The organism is Pseudomonas khavaziana (genome assembly GCF_036704165.1).
GTDB lineage: Bacteria > Pseudomonadota > Gammaproteobacteria > Pseudomonadales > Pseudomonadaceae > Aquipseudomonas > Aquipseudomonas khavaziana.
Map to the genome: position 1 here is coordinate 853885 of NZ_CP129946.1, position 14092 is coordinate 867976.

The 14092-nt window shown below is 59.3% G+C and carries 15 protein-coding genes; 10 read left to right on the top strand and 5 right to left on the bottom strand.

Annotated elements, in window-relative coordinates; genetic code table 11:
* The first annotated feature begins 4 nt into the window (after positions 1-4).
* Positions 5-502, top strand: coding sequence for a C40 family peptidase (locus QYQ93_RS03695; protein ID WP_338476353.1), 498 nt, complete (start codon positions 5-7; stop codon positions 500-502).
* 4 nt (positions 503-506) lie between these two features.
* On the opposite strand, the gene QYQ93_RS03700 is transcribed toward QYQ93_RS03695, so the two are convergent.
* Positions 507-1139 carry a TetR family transcriptional regulator gene (locus QYQ93_RS03700; protein ID WP_043047825.1) on the bottom strand — a complete coding sequence of 211 codons (633 nt, stop codon included), beginning with the start codon at positions 1137-1139 and terminating at the stop codon, positions 507-509.
* Between the two features lie 151 nt (positions 1140-1290).
* On the bottom strand, positions 1291-1611 hold the full coding sequence (locus QYQ93_RS03705) for a hypothetical protein (protein WP_005784302.1): 321 nt from the start codon (positions 1609-1611) through the stop codon (positions 1291-1293).
* 357 nt (positions 1612-1968) lie between these two features.
* Between QYQ93_RS03705 and QYQ93_RS03710 the strand changes: the two genes are divergently transcribed.
* A complete protein-coding gene (locus tag QYQ93_RS03710) occupies positions 1969-4035 on the top strand; it encodes an AsmA family protein (RefSeq protein WP_338476355.1) in 2067 nt (688 codons plus the stop codon).
* A 132-nt stretch (positions 4036-4167) separates the two neighbouring features.
* On the opposite strand, the gene QYQ93_RS03715 is transcribed toward QYQ93_RS03710, so the two are convergent.
* Together QYQ93_RS03715 and QYQ93_RS03720 are read right to left on the bottom strand one after the other, a co-directional pair.
* Complete coding sequence (locus QYQ93_RS03715) at positions 4168-4698, bottom strand: ferritin-like domain-containing protein (protein WP_005784304.1); 531 nt, start codon at positions 4696-4698, stop codon at positions 4168-4170.
* A 97-nt stretch (positions 4699-4795) separates the two neighbouring features.
* Complete coding sequence (locus QYQ93_RS03720; RefSeq protein WP_043047823.1) at positions 4796-5686, bottom strand: DMT family transporter; 891 nt, start codon at positions 5684-5686, stop codon at positions 4796-4798.
* Between the two features lie 96 nt (positions 5687-5782).
* On the opposite strand from QYQ93_RS03720, the gene QYQ93_RS03725 reads away from it, so the two are divergent.
* The 7 genes from QYQ93_RS03725 to QYQ93_RS03755 all read left to right on the top strand — a co-directional run bounded on the left by QYQ93_RS03725 (position 5783) and on the right by QYQ93_RS03755 (position 11476).
* Positions 5783-6571, top strand: a complete 789-nt coding sequence (locus tag QYQ93_RS03725) for an AraC family transcriptional regulator (RefSeq protein WP_043047821.1) — start codon at positions 5783-5785, stop codon at positions 6569-6571.
* Between the two features lie 71 nt (positions 6572-6642).
* Complete coding sequence (locus QYQ93_RS03730; RefSeq protein WP_043047820.1) at positions 6643-6942, top strand: PsiF family protein; 300 nt, start codon at positions 6643-6645, stop codon at positions 6940-6942.
* A 177-nt stretch (positions 6943-7119) separates the two neighbouring features.
* On the top strand, positions 7120-8133 hold the full coding sequence (locus QYQ93_RS03735; RefSeq protein ID WP_043047819.1) for an AI-2E family transporter: 1014 nt from the start codon (positions 7120-7122) through the stop codon (positions 8131-8133).
* A gap of 97 nt (positions 8134-8230) precedes the next feature.
* Positions 8231-9469: an FAD/NAD(P)-binding oxidoreductase gene (locus QYQ93_RS03740; RefSeq protein ID WP_338476357.1), complete on the top strand. Its 1239-nt coding sequence runs from the start codon at positions 8231-8233 to the stop codon at positions 9467-9469.
* 26 nt (positions 9470-9495) lie between these two features.
* A complete protein-coding gene (locus tag QYQ93_RS03745; RefSeq protein ID WP_043047816.1) occupies positions 9496-9855 on the top strand; it encodes a DUF1641 domain-containing protein in 360 nt (119 codons plus the stop codon).
* 62 nt (positions 9856-9917) lie between these two features.
* Complete coding sequence (locus QYQ93_RS03750) at positions 9918-10742, top strand: methyltransferase domain-containing protein (protein WP_338476358.1); 825 nt, start codon at positions 9918-9920, stop codon at positions 10740-10742.
* A gap of 239 nt (positions 10743-10981) precedes the next feature.
* The gene (locus QYQ93_RS03755; RefSeq protein ID WP_338476359.1) at positions 10982-11476 is read left to right on the top strand and encodes a peptidylprolyl isomerase; all 495 of its coding nucleotides are present in this window, start codon (positions 10982-10984) and stop codon (positions 11474-11476) included.
* A gap of 150 nt (positions 11477-11626) precedes the next feature.
* On the opposite strand, the gene QYQ93_RS03760 is transcribed toward QYQ93_RS03755, so the two are convergent.
* Entirely contained in the window at positions 11627-12895 is a 1269-nt protein-coding gene (locus tag QYQ93_RS03760; RefSeq protein WP_338476360.1) for an Hsp70 family protein, read from the bottom strand.
* 238 nt (positions 12896-13133) lie between these two features.
* Between QYQ93_RS03760 and QYQ93_RS03765 the strand changes: the two genes are divergently transcribed.
* Positions 13134-14075 (top strand): DnaJ C-terminal domain-containing protein, encoded by a 942-nt coding sequence (locus QYQ93_RS03765; protein ID WP_043047810.1) that lies wholly within the window; start codon positions 13134-13136, stop codon positions 14073-14075.
* Positions 14076-14092: the final 17 nt, after the last annotated feature.

Consider the following 14092-nt stretch of genomic DNA (forward strand, 5'->3'; position numbering starts at 1 on the left):
CATCATGTTCAAGTCATTTATCTGTTCAGTCATTGTCGGCCTGTCGTGTTTCATCTCGTCAGCTTCGGCCAATCTTCAACAGTCGCCTACCTTTGCTTCAACCCATGCCAAATCTTCGGTGGACGATGTGATCGACCGAGCCCATCAATTGCTCGGCACCCCCTACAAGTGGGGCGGTACGTCTGCCGAGCAGGGATTTGATTGCAGCAGTTTCCTGGTCTATCTGTTCAAGACCCAAGCCAATATTCAGCTGCCACGCACGACGGCAGCGATGCACCGCTCCACTGCCGCGACCATAAAGCGCACAGCGTTAAAACCGGGCGATGCGGTATTTTTCAAGGGCAACGGGCGAGGGCAGGTGAGTCATGTCGGGCTGTATATCGGCGAAGGCAAGTTCATTCATTCACCGCGAACCGGCAAACATGTGCGTATAGATTCGTTGAGCAATAAGTACTGGAGCAAGAACTACACCACGGCCAAGCGTTTTCATAAGGCCGGCTGAGGGCTTACTCGGTACTGCCCAGCCCCTGCCAATGCTTGAGGCCGATAAAGATAAAGCGCAGTTGCTGGGTGATTTTTGCCTGGGGCGTGAGGTGAGCCGGCAGGGCATGGGCCGGTGGGTCGATGATGTCGGGAAGGGTGGCGAACACACTTTTGACGATCAGGTCGGCCATTACATGCAAACCCTCTGGGTCCAGGTGCTGCAACTTGGGCATCAGCGTCAGGTCGGCCGCCAGGTCGCGGGTGATGTCTTCGCGCAGGGCCGCGATGGCCTGGCGTACCGCCAGGCAACCGCCGTACTGTTCACGGGCCAGGAACAGGAATTGTGAACGGTTGGCCGAGACCACATCGAGAAAGATCCGTACGGAGGCATCGATAATTCCGCCCATCACGAACTCGTTGTGGCGCACCAGGCGAATCGTGGCGCGGAAGGTCTGGCCGACTTCGCTGACCAAGACCAAACCAAGCTGATCCATGTCGGCAAAGTGGCGATAAAAACCGGTGGGCACAATACCGGCCGTCTTGGCCACTTCGCGCAGGCTCAGGCTGCCAAACCCACGGCCACACTCCATCAGATGGCGGGCTGCGTCCATCAAGGCGAGGCGGGTCTGTTGCTTCTGTTCGGCACGGGGCAGCATGAGCGAATGGGCTTTGTCGGCAAGTACAGCGACGCACTCTAGCAAAAGCGCTTTGCCGGCGTCGAACTTGGCAGGGGCGGGGCGTGATGCGGTCTATATAAAAGCAAAAGCCCGATCGGCAGATCGGGCTTTTTTCTGGGCCACCACAGGCTTAGCTCTGTGCTTGATGCAGTTCTTGCAGACGGTCGGCACCGCCTTCAGCAACGCCTTCGGTGTAGGCGCGTTTGTTGGCTTGTTCAGCACCGCCTTCGACCAGACCTTTCTCTTGCAGGCGGTTGTAGCCATTTTCAGCCACGGCGCCTTTGGCGTAATCACGGTTTTCGTCTTCTTGCGAACCGCTGCGAGCCACGGTCTGGCTGGTTTGCATGGCCTGGGCTTTATTCTGTGGGGTGGCCTGTTCGGCGGCCGGCAGGGCAAAAGCGCTGGAAGCCAGGACAGATAACAGGACGGTAGCGAGTAATTGACGTTTCATGATGGTTGCTCCTTGGGAGGGCGATAAAGTGGGTACAGGGCTAATGCTACTCTTGATAAGTCGATATAAAAGTTCATAAACACAATGGTAATAATCAACAGAATTGATTGTTCCCTGCAAAGGCTCTAGATCGAGCCTCTCAAGCACGCGGTTTTGCACCGGGGTGGGTATTTTCGACACGAACTTGGGTAACAATGGTGCGCCGGTGATGATCGGAATCTGTCCGTTCGATCAGGAAAGTGGCTTTTTGCGACTAAATCAGCCATCGGGTTAAACCCCCGGGCGGTTTGCCAGTCGTAGTCTTATAGGCTGCTCTAGAGGGGTAGCTCAGCCAGTCGTATTCAGGAGTCCTGTGCAATGACGCGCACTCGTAAAATCGTCGCTTGGAGCTGCGCCAGCTTCGTTCTGTTAATTGCCATGGTGGTCTTGATCCTGGTGTTCTTCGACTGGAATCGCATCAAACCGCCACTTAATGCCAAGGTTTCCGAGGAGCTGCATCGCCCGTTCGCCATCAACGGCAACCTTGCGGTGGTGTGGCAGCGTGAGCCTGATGAAGGCGGCTGGCGCGCCTGGGTGCCGTGGCCCCATGTGATCGCCGAAGACCTGACCCTGGGCAACCCCGACTGGTCCAAGCAACCGCAGATGGTTACGCTCAAGAAGGTCGAGCTGCGTATTTCGCCCCTGGCCTTGCTGGTGCAGCGCGTAGTGATCCCGCGTATCGACCTTACCGAACCCAGTGCGCAGTTGCAGCGCCTGGCCGATGGCCGCGCCAACTGGACCTTCAAGTTCGATCCGAAGGATCCCGACGCCGAGCCCTCCAACTGGGTGGTGGACATTGGTGCCATCGGCTTCGACAAGGGCTATGTGACCCTTGACGATCAAACCCTCAAAACCCAGCTCGATGTGATCATCGACCCGTTGGGCAAACCGATCCCATTCGGCGAGATCGTCGGCGACGCCGATGCCAAGAAGGCTTTGGAAAAAGGCTCGGCGCCCCAGGACTATGCGTTCGGCCTGAAGGTCAAAGGCCAATATCACGGCCAGAAACTCGCCGCTACCGGCAAGATCGGCGGCCTGCTGGCATTGCAGGACGCGGCCAAGCCGTTCCCACTGCAAGCCCAGGTCAAAGTCGCCGACACCAGCATCGCCCTGGCCGGCACCCTGACTGACCCGCTGAACCTCGGCGCCCTGGACCTGCGCCTGAAACTCTCGGGCAGCAGCCTGGGCAACCTGTACCCCCTGACCGGCGTCACCCTGCCGGACTCGCCGGCCTATTCCACCGATGGCCGCCTGATCGCCAAGCTGCATGAAGCCAGCGGCGCCTCTTTCCGCTACGAAAAATTCAACGGCAAGATCGGCAACAGCGATATCCACGGCGACCTGGCCTATGTCGCCAGCCAGCCGCGGCCCAAGCTCAGCGGCGCGCTGGTGTCCAACCAGTTGCTCATGGATGACCTGGCGCCCTTGGTCGGCGCTGATTCCAATGCCAAGCAAAAGGCTCGAGGCGGGGAGAGCAAGCAACCGGCGACCAAGGTGCTGCCGGTGGAAGAGTTCCGCACCGAGCGCTGGAGTGTCATGGATGCCGACGTGGAGTTCACCGGCAAGCGCATCGTGCACAGTGCCGACCTGCCCTTCACCGACCTCTATACGCACCTGGTGCTCAACGATGGCCAACTGAGCCTGGAACCGCTGCGTTTCGGCGTGGCCGGTGGCAAGCTCGACGCGCAGATTCGTTTGAACGGGCGCACCACGCCGATGGAAGGCCGCGCCAAGTTGACGGCGCGTAACTTCAAACTCAAGCAGTTGTTCCCCAGCTTTGAACCGATGAAAACCAGCTTCGGTGAACTCAACGGCGACGCCGATATATCCGGACGTGGTAATTCCGTGGCGGCGCTGCTGGGCACCTCCAACGGTGACCTGAAGATGTTGATCAACGACGGCGCCATCAGCCGAGGCCTGATGGAAATCGCCGGGCTCAATGTGGGCAACTACGTGGTGGGCCGCCTGTTCGGCGACAAGGAAGTGAAGATCAACTGCGCGGCGGCGGACTTCGGCATCAAGACGGGCTTGGCGACCACGCGGTTGTTTGTGTTCGATACCGAGAACGCCATCATCTACATCGATGGCACCGCGAACATGGCAACGGAGCAGTTGGACCTGACCATCACACCGGAGTCCAAGGGCTTTCGCTTGTTTTCGCTGCGCTCGCCGCTGTACGTCAACGGGCCATTCATTAAGCCCAATGCTGGCGTGAAAGCCATTCCCCTGGCCCTGCGCGGCGCCGGCATGGTGGCCTTGGGCGTTATTGCCGGCCCGGCTGCCGGGTTGCTGGCGCTGGTGGCACCGAGCGGCGATGAGCCGAATCAGTGCGCGCCTTTGCTGCAACAGATGAAGGAAGGCAAGGCGCCGAAAACCGTGAAATAGCTGACTACACCTGAAACCAAATGTGGGAGGGGGCTTGCCCCCGATAGCAGTGGTTCAGTCAATATCTAATTCGACTGACACTCCGCTATCGGGAGCAAGCCCCCTCCCACAGGGGGACTGCTGTGTTGCTGATTACAGGTCCTGCAGAATATCCGCCATGTCATCGGCGTGTTCTTCTTCCTGAGCCAGGATGTCTTCGAAGATACGGCGGGTAGTTGGATCCTTATCACCGATGTACTGGATGATTTCACGGTAGCTGTCCACCGCGATACGCTCGGCCACCAGATCCTCGTAGACCATCTCTTTGAGCGAGTTGCCTGCCACGTATTGGGCGTGGGAGTTCTTCGACAGCAGGTCGGGGTTGAACTCCGGTTCGCCGCCCAGTTGCACGATGCGCTCGGCCAGTTTGTCGGCGTGCTCGGCTTCCTGGGTGGCATGTTCCAGGAACTCATCGGCGGCAACGCTGGCTTTCAGGCCGTTGGCCATGAAGTAGTGACGCTTGTAGCGCAACACGCAGACCAGTTCGGTGGCCAGCGACTCGTTGAGCAGGCGGATGATCTCCTGACGGTCGGCGTCGTAGCCTTCGGTCACGGCACCGTTTTCGACATTCTGGCGGGCGCGGCTGCGCAGGGTCGCAATGTCAGTCAAGTGTGCTTCAGTCATTTCAATCTCCTGGGGCTAATCCGGTTGTACGCCACGCTCTGCCGGCGTGATCGCTATAGGTTGTGAGTCCCGGGCCAGGCGAAAAGTTTTATCGGATTTAACAGGATGTGTCATGAGTGGCTGTGACCGGCGTGGTCCAGCGCTCCGACAGGATCACCCCACCCAAGGTCAGCAAGCCGCCCACCAAGTGATACAGCGCCAACTCTTCCTTGAGCACCACCGCTGCAATCAGCGCGGTAATCAACGGCAGTAGGTTGAAGAACAGCGTGGTACGGCTCGGCCCAAGCGTCTTCACCGAGTGCATCCACGCCAGCGGCGCCAGCATCGAAGCCAGCAGGCAGGCGTACAGCACCAGCGGAATATTCGCCCAGCCCAGGCCCGCCTTGGCCGAGAACAGATACAGCGGGAACAGCACCACCACCGCCACCAGCACCTGTAAATACAAGAGCACCAACGGCGGCAGGCGCAGTTGCCATTTTTTCAGCAGGGTGCTGTAGATGGCATAGGCCAGCGTGGCGATGAGCATCATGCCGTCGCCCAGGTTGACCCCGTGTTGCAGCAGTGCACCGAGGCTGCCGGACGACACCACCACCACTACGCCGGCGAATGACAGCACTGCACCGGTCAGTGCGCCATAGGTCAGGCGTTGGCCCAGGCTGATGATGGCGGCGGTCAGGGCCATCAGCGGCATCAGTGAAAGGATGATGCCCATATTGGTGGCGCTGGTCAGCGTGGCCGCGTAATAGGCCAGGCTTTGATACACCGCCATGCCCAAAACGCCGAGGATGAAGATCTTGCCCAGGTTCGGGCGGATGAGCGCCCAGTTGGCAACGACCGGTTTGAACATGAACGGAGTGAACAGCAGTGCAGCGAACAGCCAGCGGTAAAAGCCGATTTCAGCCGGGAAGATTGAGCCTACGGCCAATTTGTTGACCACGGTATTGCCGGCCCAGATAAAGATGGCCAGCAGCGGATACGCGTATTGCATTGAAAGAATCCAGTGTATTGACGAGGCGCGATTATCCTCTGTCTGTATCGAAGCCTATACTGCGAACCAGACAACCGACCTCTGAATCCAGACAACATGCCCAGACATACCGTACGTCTCGCGGATTTCCCCAGCTTGCCCAGCCCAGTGTACTTCCGCTACTCCGAGTTCGCTCCGGATACCGAGTGCACCCCGCACCGGCATGGCTGGGGCTCGCTGGACTATTCGGCCAATGGCGTTATGCGCATGGAGGTCGCCGGCAACCGCTTTATGTCGCCGCCGCAGTACGCGGTATGGATTCCGCCGGATACCGAGCACAGCTCCTACAACGCCCAGGCGATCGTGTATCGCTCGGTGGGCTTGGCGCCGGCGCTCTGTGAGCAACTGCCGCAAACCCCATGCACCCTGGCGATCAGCGACATTCTCAAGGCCATCCTCAGTGATTTCGCCCAGCGTGACGTGAATATCCCGCAGGCCGACGCCGATATTCGCCTGGCCCAGGTGCTGGTGGACCAGCTCAAACAGGCGCCGATTCACGACGGTTTCTTGCCCTACGCCCGCCACCCTGGGCTGCTCGGTGTCTTGGAAGGCATGCAAGCGCAACCGGGAGACAATCGCCCGCTGGTGCAATGGGCCGAGCAGGTGCATGTCAGCGAGCGCACCCTGGCGCGCCAGTTTGTGCGCGAACTGGGTATGAGCTTTGGCGAATGGCGCCAGCGCCTGCGCTACCTGGCGGCCATCGAAGCGCTGGACAGTGAGCGCAGCGTGCAACATGTGGCGTTTGACTTGGGCTACAGCACCGCCTCGGCCTTTATCGCCATGTTCCAGCGTCACGCCGGCTGCACGCCGGAGCAGTACCGGCGTTCGAATATACGTGGTCGCTGAAGTTGTAACAGGTTTTGACTACACTGCCAGGTAGGCCGTGCCCGTCGGCACGGTAACAGGGAGAAAACTCCATGAAGATGCTGCGTATTCCGTTGTTGATGATGGGCCTGCTGCTGTGCTCCCAGGGTTTTGCCGCTACCGCCCAGCAGAACAAAATGACCACCTGCAATGCCGAGGCCACAACCAAGACCCTTAAAGGCGATGACCGCAAGGCCTTCATGAAGACCTGCCTGTCGGCGCCAGCGGCCAACGATGCCAAGACCCTGACGCCGCAGCAGCAGAAGATGAAAGACTGCAATGCGTCGGCTAAAACCAAAGCGTTGACCGGCGATGCGCGTAAAACATTCATGAGCACCTGCCTGAAGAAATAATAGCCCCGGGCCATAGAAGGCTGCGACACTCGCACACAGCCCCTTTGTAGGAGCGAGCTTGCTCGCGAAAAACGTGAACGATCACGCGGGCACCCAGACTAAACGAGGCGCCCTTTCGTTTTTCGCGAGCAAGCTCGCTCCTACAACATCCTTTTACGCCGTTCGTTTTGAGGCTGTATGCCAACGTTTTCTCAGCGTCATGTGTTGTTGCTGTCCAGCTACATCATCATTTTCGGCGGGTTGCTGCTGGTGCTGCCGCTCAAATTGCTGCCCAGCCTGCTGGCCGGCCTGTTGGTCTATGAACTGGTCAACATGCTCACCCCGCAACTGCAACGCCTGATCGAAGGCCGGCGCGCACGCTGGCTGGCGGTGGCCTTGCTGGGCACCCTGATCGTCAGCGTGCTGACCCTGATATTCGCCGGCGCCATCAGCTTCCTGCTCCACGAAGCGGAAAATCCCGGGGCGTCCCTCGACAAATTCATGGGCGTGGTCGACCGCGCACGCGGCCAATTGCCGCCGTTTATCGATGCCTACCTGCCCGCCAGTGCCGCCGAGTTTCGCGTGGCTATCGGCGATTGGCTGAGCAAGCACCTGAGCGAACTGCAATTGGTGGGCAAAGACGCAGCCCACATGTTCGTTACCTTGCTGATCGGCATGGTGCTCGGCGCTATCATCGCGCTGCAGCGCGTGCCCGACCTGACCAAGCGCAAACCTTTGGCCGCCGCGTTGTTCGATCGCCTGCACCTGCTGGTCCAGGCGTTTCGCAACATCGTCTTCGCCCAGATCAAAATCGCTGCGCTCAATACCGCCTTCACCGCGGTGTTCCTCGCGGTGGTGCTGCCGTTGTGCGGCATCCACCTGCCGCTGACAAAAACCCTGATCGTGCTGACCTTCCTGCTCGGCCTGTTGCCGGTGATTGGCAACCTGATGTCCAACACCCTGATCACCATCGTCGCGCTGTCGCTGTCGATCTGGGTGGCGGTGGCGGCGCTGGGATATCTGATTGTGATCCACAAGGTCGAGTACTTCCTCAACGCACGCATCGTTGGCGGGCAGATCAGTGCCAAGTCGTGGGAGTTGTTGTTGGCGATGCTGGTGTTCGAAGCGGCGTTTGGTTTGCCGGGGGTGGTGGCGGGGCCGATTTACTATGCCTACCTCAAGAGCGAATTGAAGCTTGGCGGCATGGTTTGAGGCCGGGCACTCGGGCAAATAGCCGATTGCGATAAACGTTATGCCGAAGATGTCTTGAAACTGTAAGTTCTCACAGTGGTGCTTTGCACCTGCTTGGATGAGGCTAACTCCCCGAGGGAGGTTGTCTGAACCAGGGAGGGGACGCGTGAGCAAGCACATTGTAATTGTCGGTGGCGGCGTTGGCGGCACGATGCTCGCCAACCAGTTGGTCACCAAGCTTTATTCGGAAATCCTGCGCGGCGCGGTATGCATTACCTTGCTGTCGAACTCGCCCGATCATTTCTATAAGCCTGCATTCATGTACGTGGCCTTCAATCAGTTCTTCGACGAAGAGTTGAAGCGCCCCGAACGCTCATTGCTGCGCCCGGAAATCGACTTCCGGGTTGATGAGGTCACGCGCTTCGACTTTGCCGGCCAGCACCTGCATACCCGCAGTGGCAAGCGCTACGGCTACGATTTCCTGGTGATCGCCACCGGTTGCGTGCCTGCACCCGAACGTATCGAGGGCCTCAAGGAGGCGGGTGATCATTTCTACGATTACGCGGCAGCCCGGCGGTTGGCCGAGCGCCTGAATACGATTGAGCGGGGGCGGATTTTCATCAGCGTTTCTTTTCCAAAGACGCCAAACGTACCTCACCAATGCGGCATCGCCCCGGTGGAAACTACCCTGATGCTGGACGACTTGTTGCGGCGTCGAGGTGTGCGCGACAAAGTTGAAATCATTTACACCTACCCCAGCGTCGCCCAGCTTTTGCGCAACTGCCTGTTCATGCAGCGTCCGGTAGGGGAGGCCCTGCCGGGTATTTTCGAGCAGAGGAATATCCGTTTCCAGCGCGACTTCACCTTGGGCAGGGTCGACGCCGAGCGCCGTATTGCCTACTCCGAAGAGGGTGAGGAGCAGCCTTTCGATATCCTGATGGCGACCCCGCCGATTCGTGCCGTGGATGTGGTGCTCGAAAGCGGCGTCTCCCAGGCTGAAAATGACGAAGGCTGGCTGCCGACTAATCATGAAACGCTGCAGGTCTATGGGTTGCAAGGGGTGTACGTCATCGGCGACACGGTCGACTTGCCCATCAGCAAGGCCGGAGGCGCCTGTCATAACCAGGCGCCGGTGATCGCCAATAACATCACCGCCGAGATTCGGCTGGGCGCTCCCAACTCGGTATACGAAGGGCGCGTGCAGGCGGTGGCGCAGATGGGGCTGAATGCCGGAATGCCGCTGTGGTACGACTACGCCCATGACGTTCTGCCAACTCCGCCGAGCAAGCTCGGCGGCCTGCTGCGCACCGGTTTCAATCGTGGCCTGTACTGGGCCGTGGCGCGCGGAATGCTTTGATCTGACACACGGAGGTTCTAAACGTCATGGATGTTGCTGATACGTTGCCCGGGCATAACGCCGGGCTTGAGGCGTTGCTTACCAAGCTACAACCGCTGCTGGACAGTGGCCGTATGGACAATGTTGTCGATGTGCTGGCGTTGGTGTCCGATCTGGTGGACATGCTCGATGGCGCCATGGTGGAGAAACTGGCGCTGCTGTTTGAACAGGCCACGGCTGTGTCTTGGAACGTCGGCAACGCGGCGCGCATGGCCACGGCGCAGACTCAGGCTGAAGAGACTCCGCCCAGCCTCTATGGCTTGCTGTCGTTGCTGCGTGAGCCGGACACCCGGCGCGGCGTGGCGCTGGCACTCAGGACGTTGAACGTCCTCGGGCGACAATTGTGAGCTGATGCAGGCTAACTTGCCTGCCTGAGCCTTACGCCCTAACTGACCTAATGGATTAAGTCATGATCAACAAACCCAAGCCGTCAACGGCAGGGCCTGCTACAACTCGGTGGGATCCACAGGCCTATCTTCAATTCGCCCGCCTGCGCGAGCGCCCGGTGCTGGAACTGTTGGACCGCATGACCTCCCAGCAGCCCCGGCGCATCTATGACCTGGGATGCGGGACCGGCATCGCCACCCAACTGTTGGCCAAGCGTTGGCCCGAGGCAGAGTTGATCGGCATCGATAGCTCCTCGCAAATGCTCAGCGAGGCCAGCTACCTGCCGATCAAGGCGCTCTGGTACAGGTGCGATGTGCAGCATTGGCAGGCCGAGCAGCCTGCGGACCTGTTGTTCGCTGCCGCCGTGCTGCACTTTATCAACGGGCATGAAACCTTGTTGCCACGCTTGTTGGCACAACTGCGCCCCGGCGGTTGCCTGGCGGCTCACATGCCTGATTGGCGGGACGCGCCCTGGTACGCGTTGATGCTCGAGACCCTTGAACACGGTGGTCTGGATAACGCACCACTGGGTACACCGCAGCTTCGGCAGTGCATGGCCGAGCGCCCGGTGCTGTCGCTGGAGCGCTATTACCGTTTGCTGGCGCCGTTGACCACTGGCCTGGATATCTGGGAGACCGAGCATCTACAGGTCGTCGAGGGCCAGTCGCCGATTTTTGACTGGGTCAAAGTCTCGGCACTGCGGCCTGTGCTGCTGGCATTGAATGAGCAGGAGCGACGACGATTCCTGGAGCAATACCTGGCGCGAGTGCACCAGCGTTACCCGCCGGAGAGGGATGGGCATACGCTGTTTCCGTTCAAACGGATCTTCATTCTTGCGACGGCATAGACAACCCACACTTCGAAGGTGGGGAAGGGATCGTACGTCCTCAATGCCCGCATAGCTGGGCGGGACGGTTTAGCGAATGGCGTTATAAAAATGATCGCCAAACCGTCTAAGAAACTGTCAGCTTTCACAGGTTGCAGGCAGGACAGGAGCTTTTATCTTTTCTTGAGTGCCAATGAGAAGTAAGGAAAATCATGGGGTTTTCCTGCTTTTCAATTAATTGAAAAGGAAAAGGTAAACCTATGAGCAATCCACGAGTTTATTTCGACGTGAGTATCGACGGCGTTCCGGCTGGGCGAGTTGTCATGAATCTCTTCGCTGACGTTGTTCCGAAAACCGCTGAGAATTTCCGAGCCTTGTGCACGGGGGAGCACGGGTTTGGGTACGCGGGGTCGAAGTTCCACCGGGTAATCCCAAATTTCATGCTTCAAGGTGGGGACTTTACCCGAGGCGATGGGTTCGGAGGAAAGTCGATCTACGGTGAGAAATTCGCAGATGAAAATTTTACGTTGAACCACGACGGGCCAGGCCTGTTGTCCATGGCCAACAATGGCCCGAATACCAACCGTAGTCAGTTTTTTATCACCACCGTTGCGACTCCTCAACTTAACGGCAAGCATGTGGTGTTTGGCAAGGTCGTTGAAGGTATGGATGTGGTTAAGAAGATTGAGTCATACGGTTCCCCTTCAGGGCGCACTAGCAGTGCCGTTGAAATCTCCTTTTGCGGTCAACTATGACAAGCAGGATTAGGCCGCTTGCGGACTCAACCAGCGTCCATTACGTCCATCGAAGCTACCCTGCGTTTTTTCGGATGTACGCAGGCCAAAATGTGGGAGGGGCGGTGCCCCTCCCACATTTGATCGCAGTGTTGGCGAGATCGGAGCAGGTCAGTTGCCGTAGCGCTTGCTGGCCTCGATCGCCAAACCGCTGCCGATACTGCCGAAGATATTGCCTTCCACATGCCGCGCATTCGGCAGCATTGCCGAGATGCTGTGGCGCAGTGCCGGGATGCCGCTGGAACCGCCGGTAAAGAACACCGTATCCACCTGGGCCACGTCTATCGAGGCATCGGTGAGCAACTGGGTCACGCTGTTGCGCACGCGTTCGAGCAGGCCGTCGATGGCGGATTCGAACAAGGTGCGACTCAGGTCCACGCTCAACCCCGGCTCGACCCGATCCAGCAGCACATGGCGGCTGTCTTCGTGGGTCAGTTGGATCTTGGTTTCTTCAACTTCCATCGCCAGCCAGTGCCCGGCGCGCTGTTCGATCAGCTTGAACAGGCGGTCGATGCCGCCGGTGTCTTCGATGTCGTAGCGCATGCTGCCCAGGGCCAGCTGGGATTTCTGTGAGTACACCGAGTTGATGGTGTGCCAGGTAGCCAGGTTCATGTGGTGGCTGGTGGGCATGTAGGCGCCGCTTTTCATGCGGCTGCCATAGCCGAACAGCGGCATCATGCCGGCCAGGGACAGTTGCTTGTCGAAGTCGGTACCGCCGATGTGCACGCCGCCGGTGGCGAGGATGTCGCTCTGGCGGTTGTCGTTGTGTCGGCGGTCCGGGGACAGGCGCACCAGGGAGAAGTCTGACGTACCGCCGCCGATGTCGACGATCAACACCAGCTCTTCTTTCTCGATGGTGGACTCGTAGTCGAACGCCGCCGCAATCGGTTCGTACTGGAAGGAAATGTCCTTGAAACCGATCTTGCGCGCCACGTCCACCAGGGTGTTCTCGGCTTCCTGGTCGGCCATGGGGTCGTCATCGACGAAAAACACCGGGCGGCCCAGTACCACTTCCTCGAACTCACGACCGGCAGTAGCCTCGGCACGGCTCTTGAGCTGGCCGATAAACAGCGCCAGCAGGTCGGTAAACGGCATGGCCGTACCCAATACGCTGGTGTCGTGCTTGATCAGCTTGGAACCCAGCAGGCTCTTGAGCGAGCGCATCAGCCGGCCTTCGTAATTTTCCAGGTATTCGTGCAGGGCCAGGCGGCCATACACCGGGCGACGCTCCTCGAAGTTGAAGAACACCACCGACGGCAAGGTGATCTTGTCGTCCTCCAGCGCAATAAGCGTCTCCTCGCCGGGGCGGATCCAGCCGACGGTGGAGTTGGACGTGCCGAAGTCGATACCGCAGGCACGGGCTGGGGATGGGTTTTTCATGTCTATCGGGTTCCGGTTGAAAAACGGCCGCGCAGTGTATGTCAGTCGCAGGCGCTTGCGTAGGCCGACTATCCGTTAAATCACGCTTGAAAGTGCGGGATTTGCCCCCACATCTGGTGCATACGGCTGATGCCGATAACACTTTGACGTACCCCCAGGCCACCACCCTCCACAGGTGCAAACCAGCGCACGTGGTGCCCCGGGCAGTGCGATCTCGATAAAGGATGGTGAACCGCCGATGGATTTCAAAGATTACTACAAGATTCTGGGTGTAGAGCCGACGGCCGATGATAAGGAAATCAAGGCGGCCTATCGCAAGCTCGCACGCAAATATCACCCCGATGTCAGCAAGGAAAAAGACGCCGAATCGAAATTCAAGGACGCGTCCGAAGCCTATGAGGCGCTTAAAAGTGCCGACAAGCGCGCCGAGTACGATGAGCTGCGCAAATACGGCCAGCATGGCCAACCGTTCCAGGGGCCACCGGGCTGGCAGAGCCGTGGTGGGTTCGGCGGTGGCGGCGCGGGTACCGAGGACTTTTCCGACTTCTTCAGCTCGATCTTCGGTGGTCGTGGCGACGCTTTCGGTGGCGGCCAGCGCCGTCCTGCGGGGCGCAAGGGCCAGGACGTGGAGATGCAACTGACGGTGCACCTTGAGGAAACGCTGTCCACCGAGTCCAAGCAGATCAACTTCCAGGTGCCGCAATACGACGCCTCGGGCCGTCACGTCAGCAACACCACCAAGAGCCTGAACGTGAAGATCCCCGCCGGCGTAGCCGACGGCGAGCGCATCCGCCTCAAAGGGCAGGGCGCACCGGGCATCGGTGGCGGCGCCAACGGCGACCTGTACCTGATTATCAAGCTTGCGCCGCACCCCAGGTTTGAAGTGGATGGCGAAAACCTGATCATTAATTTGCCCCTGGCACCCTGGGAGTTAGCGCTCGGTGCGGAAGTGGCGGTGCCGACCCTGACCGGCAAGATCAACCTCAAGGTGCCCGCCGGCAGCCAGAACGGCCAGCGCATGCGCGCCAAGGGCCACGGCTTGTCAAACAAGGCCGGGCAGCGCGGTTACCTGTTCGTGCAGCTCAAGGCGGTCATGCCCAAGACCAGCGACGAAGAGGTCAAGGCGTTGTGGCAAGCGCTGGCGCAAAAGGCCGCGTTCAACCCGCGCGAGCATTTTTGAGCGGCGATAAATAGCTA

What these genes read in the sequence shown, in the direction of transcription:
- QYQ93_RS03750 (WP_338476358.1), top strand. Translation starts at nt 9,918, where the DNA reads ATGATCAACAAACCCAAGCCGTCAACGGCAGGGCCTGCTACAACTCGG.
- QYQ93_RS03765 (WP_043047810.1), top strand. Translation starts at nt 13,134, where the DNA reads ATGGATTTCAAAGATTACTACAAGATTCTGGGTGTAGAGCCGACGGCC.
- QYQ93_RS03720 (WP_043047823.1), bottom strand. Translation starts at nt 5,686, where the DNA reads ATGCAATACGCGTATCCGCTGCTGGCCATCTTTATCTGGGCCGGCAAT.
- QYQ93_RS03710 (WP_338476355.1), top strand. Translation starts at nt 1,969, where the DNA reads ATGACGCGCACTCGTAAAATCGTCGCTTGGAGCTGCGCCAGCTTCGTT.
- QYQ93_RS03695 (WP_338476353.1), top strand. Translation starts at nt 5, where the DNA reads ATGTTCAAGTCATTTATCTGTTCAGTCATTGTCGGCCTGTCGTGTTTC.
- QYQ93_RS03730 (WP_043047820.1), top strand. Translation starts at nt 6,643, where the DNA reads ATGAAGATGCTGCGTATTCCGTTGTTGATGATGGGCCTGCTGCTGTGC.
- QYQ93_RS03715 (WP_005784304.1), bottom strand. Translation starts at nt 4,698, where the DNA reads ATGACTGAAGCACACTTGACTGACATTGCGACCCTGCGCAGCCGCGCC.
- QYQ93_RS03745 (WP_043047816.1), top strand. Translation starts at nt 9,496, where the DNA reads ATGGATGTTGCTGATACGTTGCCCGGGCATAACGCCGGGCTTGAGGCG.
- QYQ93_RS03725 (WP_043047821.1), top strand. Translation starts at nt 5,783, where the DNA reads ATGCCCAGACATACCGTACGTCTCGCGGATTTCCCCAGCTTGCCCAGC.
- QYQ93_RS03700 (WP_043047825.1), bottom strand. Translation starts at nt 1,139, where the DNA reads ATGCTGCCCCGTGCCGAACAGAAGCAACAGACCCGCCTCGCCTTGATG.
- QYQ93_RS03705 (WP_005784302.1), bottom strand. Translation starts at nt 1,611, where the DNA reads ATGAAACGTCAATTACTCGCTACCGTCCTGTTATCTGTCCTGGCTTCC.
- QYQ93_RS03735 (WP_043047819.1), top strand. Translation starts at nt 7,120, where the DNA reads ATGCCAACGTTTTCTCAGCGTCATGTGTTGTTGCTGTCCAGCTACATC.
- QYQ93_RS03755 (WP_338476359.1), top strand. Translation starts at nt 10,982, where the DNA reads ATGAGCAATCCACGAGTTTATTTCGACGTGAGTATCGACGGCGTTCCG.
- QYQ93_RS03740 (WP_338476357.1), top strand. Translation starts at nt 8,231, where the DNA reads ATGAGGCTAACTCCCCGAGGGAGGTTGTCTGAACCAGGGAGGGGACGC.
- QYQ93_RS03760 (WP_338476360.1), bottom strand. Translation starts at nt 12,895, where the DNA reads ATGAAAAACCCATCCCCAGCCCGTGCCTGCGGTATCGACTTCGGCACG.